Origin of the sequence: Sphingomonas sp. Leaf10 (assembly GCF_001421245.1) — a bacterium.
Taxonomy (GTDB): domain Bacteria; phylum Pseudomonadota; class Alphaproteobacteria; order Sphingomonadales; family Sphingomonadaceae; genus Sphingomonas.
In genome coordinates this window covers 1-4,418 of the sequence record NZ_LMKE01000007.1, presented here as the reverse complement: position 1 = coordinate 4,418, position 4,418 = coordinate 1, and the positions used below count along the sequence as shown (strand labels likewise).

The 4,418-nt window shown below is 65.9% G+C and carries 6 protein-coding genes; 2 read left to right on the top strand and 4 right to left on the bottom strand.

The genetic code is table 11. The features are described from left to right. The coding region (locus ASE59_RS20620) for a LysR family transcriptional regulator (RefSeq protein WP_235515690.1) at positions 1 to 243 on the bottom strand (243 nt) is incomplete at its 3' end. A 146-nt stretch (positions 244 to 389) separates the two neighbouring features. On the opposite strand from ASE59_RS20620, the gene ASE59_RS08135 reads away from it, so the two are divergent. Continuing rightward, positions 390 to 1,457, top strand: a complete 1,068-nt coding sequence (locus ASE59_RS08135) for a sulfite oxidase (RefSeq protein ID WP_056454898.1) — start codon at positions 390 to 392, stop codon at positions 1,455 to 1,457. Next, positions 1,454 to 1,966, top strand: a complete 513-nt coding sequence (locus ASE59_RS08130; protein WP_052149081.1) for an MgtC/SapB family protein — start codon at positions 1,454 to 1,456, stop codon at positions 1,964 to 1,966. The genes ASE59_RS08135 and ASE59_RS08130 overlap by 4 nt, the downstream gene beginning before the upstream one ends. Before the next feature lie 51 nt (positions 1,967 to 2,017). Here ASE59_RS08130 and ASE59_RS08125 read toward each other — a convergent pair whose 3' ends face one another. The 3 genes from ASE59_RS08125 to ASE59_RS08115 form a co-directional block, all read right to left on the bottom strand. Next, the gene (locus tag ASE59_RS08125; RefSeq protein WP_056025200.1) at positions 2,018 to 2,788 is read right to left on the bottom strand and encodes an anti-sigma factor family protein; all 771 of its coding nucleotides are present in this window, start codon (positions 2,786 to 2,788) and stop codon (positions 2,018 to 2,020) included. Beyond that, a complete protein-coding gene (locus tag ASE59_RS08120; RefSeq protein ID WP_055982122.1) occupies positions 2,785 to 3,294 on the bottom strand; it encodes an RNA polymerase sigma factor in 510 nt (169 codons plus the stop codon). Before ASE59_RS08120 ends, ASE59_RS08125 begins: the two co-directional genes overlap by 4 nt. Before the next feature lies 1 nt (position 3,295). Next, on the bottom strand, positions 3,296 to 4,418 hold a 1,123-nt coding region (locus ASE59_RS08115; protein WP_056454894.1), incomplete at its 5' end, for a beta-propeller fold lactonase family protein.

Sequence of the window (4,418 nt, the reverse complement as noted above, 5' to 3'; positions counted from 1 at the left end):
CATCGTCTCGGCATGCGCTGCCCGCCCCAGCACCGCGCGCGCTTCCTCCAGAAAGCCGCGGCCCGCTTCGGTCAGCTGGATGCCACGCCCGACGCGGTGAAACAGAGGAACCCCGTAGCGCGCTTCGAGGGCCGCGACCGCGCCGGAGGCAGCGGACTGCGTGACGTTCAGCACCTCTGCTGCCTTGGTGACGTGTTCGCGCTCGGCGACACCGACGAAGATTCTGAGCTGCTCCAGGGTCATGCAGCTTGTATCGCGGAAACTGATCGATACGACCAACCGTTTGATCTGTTTGTTCCAATCTGGATATCGGAACGATTGGTAATCCTTCGTCTGCGATAGTCTTGAAGGCTTGAAGCGATCCGCGCGCTTGCGGCGTTGGTTCGTCCATGACTGATATGATCGAGCGCAAATCCGATCCCTACAACGCCGAGCCGACGCCCGGCGCGCTGATCGAGCGGTTCCTGACGCCGCAGGCGCTGTTCTACGTGCGCAGCCATGGTGCAGTGCCCGATCTGCCTGCCGATCACCGGATCGAAGTGAGCGGGACGGGCATGGCGAGCCGCTCCTTCTCGGTGGAGGAACTGAAAAGCGCGTTGGCCACGCGGACGGTGACGGCAGTTCTCCAGTGCGCCGGCAACCGGCGCACGGATCTCCAGCAGGTCGCTAAAACGTCCGGCGACCCCTGGGACGTGGGCGCGATCGGCAATGCGGAATGGACCGGCGTACGACTGTCCGACGTACTGGATGCCGTCGGTGCGCCGAATGCGTCCGACCTGTTCGTGGCGTTCACCGGCGCGGACGAGGTGGACGTCGAAGGCGAGGAAGCATTGTTCGGGGTCTCGATCGCCATGGACAAGGCGCGGCAACCCGACGTCCTTATTGCCTGGGCGATGAACGGCGAGCCGCTGACGCCCGAACACGGCGCACCGCTCCGCATGGTGGTGCCGGGCTATGCCGGGGTGCGGAGCGCCAAATGGCTGACACGGATCGAGGTGCGCGAGACGCCATCCGACGCATCGATCCAGGCGCACGACTACAAGCTCTTTCCTGCCGATGTGACGAGCGACACCGTCGACTGGAGCCAGGGTCTGACCATCAATGCCATGCCGCTCAACGCCGCGATCTGCGTGCCCGGCTCTGGCGAAAGCCTGCCGGCCGGGGAGGTGCGGATCGAGGGCTATGCCATCGCCTATGATCGCCGCGTCTCTCGGGTCGAAGTGTCGGTAAACGGTGGTCGCGACTGGCAACAGGCGACGTTCACCGATGATCCGGAGGCGCACTGGGGTTGGCGGCGCTGGACCCTCGACGCCACGCTCGCCAAGGGGCGCCAGCACCTTGTCGTGCGCGCCTTCGACGAGACTGGACAGGGTCAGCCCGAGCGGCCGGATACGGTGTGGAACTTCGCCGGCTATCTGTGCACCGCCTGGCATCATGTGCACGTGCTGGTCGAATGATCGAAGCATCAGCGGCATCGGACCTCGGCTTCTGGATCGATGCGATCGGGCGGCTGGTGGTGGCGACCGCGGCTGGGATGGTGCTCGGCTGGGAACGCTCGCGCGAGAACCGGCAGATCATGGGATTGCGAACGCTGGGTCTGGTCGGTCTGGCGAGCTGCATCGCCGTGCAGGCGATCGTGCACAGTGGCTTGCCGAACGTAAACGCCGATGCCGCAGGACGGGCGATGCAGGGCATTCTGTCCGGCGTCGGCTTCATCGGTGCCGGCGCGGTGCTGCGGGTCGGCCAGGGTCAGGAAGTGCATGGATTGGCGACCGCCGCGTGCATCTGGGTCACGGCCACGATCGGCGCGGCAGCAGGGTTGGCGGTGTGGCCGCTCATCATCGGCGGGTTGAGCCTTGCGATGCTCGTACTGTTCGCGGGCGCTCCGCTCGAACGTCGCATTCGCGAGCGGGCCAGGCTGACTCCGGCAGAGGCCGACCGGAAGGATGCCGAGCGCAAGCCGTGATCCCGCTGGTCCGCCCAGTGCCTGTCGGCGCTAAGAAGCGGCCAGGCGCTATCAGGAGACAAGCCCCGCATCGGCCTGGCGCCGGACCTCATCGGCGATCGGATGCAGCTCGGCAGCGGGTCGCTCGCCCACTACACTATAGCCGATCCCGTCGACAGCCCATGTGACCCGGCCCATGGTCCCGCTGGACGTGCTGGTCATGCTTGCGCTCTTGTCGATCTGCATGGGCCTCGTCAGCACCGCGAGCTTCGACGCCTGCGGTCCATCGTAGAGGAGCAGTGCCGCAGGACCGTGGGGCGTCGCGACCAATCGCCCCCCGCCATAGCGGTAACCGGCTGTGCTGAGGTCCGGGATGGTCACGCGCTCACCCAATCGGGCGGAGGTCCACCGGATCAGCATGGCGCGCTGGTCGGGGCCGATTTCCGCCGGTCGTATCCGGTCGGCGGCATAGACACGGAAATTGTCACTCGCCTCGTTGGCCAGCGCCGCGATGCCCGCGCGGGGTTCGCCGCTCCAACGCGCACTCGACCAGCCCCCGCCAAACCCGACCGCCAGCAGAAGCGACGCGGCGATGGCGAGTTGCCAACGCGGTTGGCGTTGCCGTCCCCTGATGGCTGCGACGCGCATCGTCGCCGGGATAGGTTCATCCGCGATTGGAGCGAAAAGCGATGCAAGGGCTCGCGCCTGCTCCGCCTGCTCCCGCAAACGGGCATGCACGTCGGGCTGGCCTTCAAGGTAAGCGTCGACCAGACGCTGCCGCTCGGGCGACAGCCTGCCATCGATCCACGCGGCCAGATCGTCCTCTCCGATCGGGCTGGTCATCGAATACTCCTTAATCGTGGCCGTTCACCCTCCCGGAGGAGCGTCGCCAGACGGTCGCGCCCCCGCGATATGCGCGACATCACCGTTCCCAGCGGCACACCGACGACGGCAGCGACTTCCCCATATGACAGACCTTCGACGGAAATGAGGAGCAGCACCGTCCGCTGCTCCTCGGGCAACGCATCAAGTGCGCGCAACAGGTCTCGGTGGTGCAGGCCTGCGTCCTGATCGGCCGGGCGACCGAGCGCAACGTCGTCCACGAGGTGGAGCGGAACCGCCGTACCTCGCCGGACATGCTGCCGCTTATGATCGACCAACAGATTATGCAGGATTGCATAGACCCAGGGGCGAACCTCCGTCCCGCGTCGTTGCCGCCAGCGCCCGACCGCGCGCTCAAGGCAATCCTGCACCAGGTCATCCGCCATCGCCTGATCGCGCAACCACGACCGGGCATAACGGCGCAGACCGGGGACCAGGGGCTCGATCGCGGCGGCAAGCGGGTCCATCTCAGTCGCGCTGCACCTGCACGATGCGGCCCGGTGCGCCATTCACTACCTCGGCGACCGCCAGAAAGCGCCGGGGGGCCGCTGCACTGCCCTGAACGATCTGCCGGATCGGACCCGATGCGTTGACGATCGCCGCACCTGCCGGATTGCTCATGAAGTTCGCAAGCGGCTCTACCGCACCGCTGCCGTCCGCGTTGGCGGTGAGCACGAGCATGTAAGGCTTCTTGGGCTGCAAACCGGTAACGGCACTCTGCACGACCTGAATGATGCCCTGGTCGAAGAGGGTAATGCTGCTTGCCGCACCATTGCCGCCAACCGGCCCCATGTTCAGATGCACCGCCTTGCCTGCCGTACCGAGCGGTTGGAGATTGTCGGTGCCGGGGCCTGTCGGAACAGCGTTCGGCACATAGGCGATCGCCTGCGGTGCCTGTCCGACCGGCACGGTGGCAACGACCTTGTTGCCGGCGGTGTCGATCGCGGCAAGTTCATCGGCATTCTCCAGCCCGACATAGATGCGCCGGCCGTCGCCCGATGGCCAGACGCCGTGCGGCATCTTGCCGACCGGGATGGTGGCGACAAGCGCGAAGTCGGACGTGCGGAACACCTTCACCGCGTTTTCCCCGCCCACCGTGACATAGGCGAACTGTCCCTTGACCGTGCGGGCGAAGTTGACGTGATTGGTGATCGGTCCGGTATCCAGCACCTTGAGGATCGCGAAAGGCGGCTTGGCATCGAATGCGACCGTCTTGCCGATGTCCTTCAGCGTGAACCAAACCTGCTTGCCGTCCGGCGTCGCGGCGATGTTGGGACAGAACGGACTCGGCTGCGCCACCTGTCCGACCTGCGCGTGGGTCGAGACATCGAACACGGCCAGCACCGGATTGAATGAGGAACAGACATAGCCGTATCGGCCATCGGGAGAGAAGATCGTCATGCCCGGACCACCGGGCGTCTTGATGCGACCGGTCTCCTTGTACGTCGTGGGGTCGAGCACGGCGATGTAATCCTCGCCGCGTACCGTGACCCACACCTCCTTGCCGTCCGGCGTGAAGAACGCCTCATGCGGACTGCGCCCGACATAGGTCGTGTGCTTGACGGTGTTGGTGGCGGTGTCGATCCACGAC

What these genes read in the sequence shown, in the direction of transcription:
- ASE59_RS08135 (WP_056454898.1), top strand. Translation starts at nt 390, where the DNA reads ATGACTGATATGATCGAGCGCAAATCCGATCCCTACAACGCCGAGCCG.
- ASE59_RS08130 (WP_052149081.1), top strand. Translation starts at nt 1,454, where the DNA reads ATGATCGAAGCATCAGCGGCATCGGACCTCGGCTTCTGGATCGATGCG.
- ASE59_RS08125 (WP_056025200.1), bottom strand. Translation starts at nt 2,788, where the DNA reads ATGACCAGCCCGATCGGAGAGGACGATCTGGCCGCGTGGATCGATGGC.
- ASE59_RS08120 (WP_055982122.1), bottom strand. Translation starts at nt 3,294, where the DNA reads ATGGACCCGCTTGCCGCCGCGATCGAGCCCCTGGTCCCCGGTCTGCGC.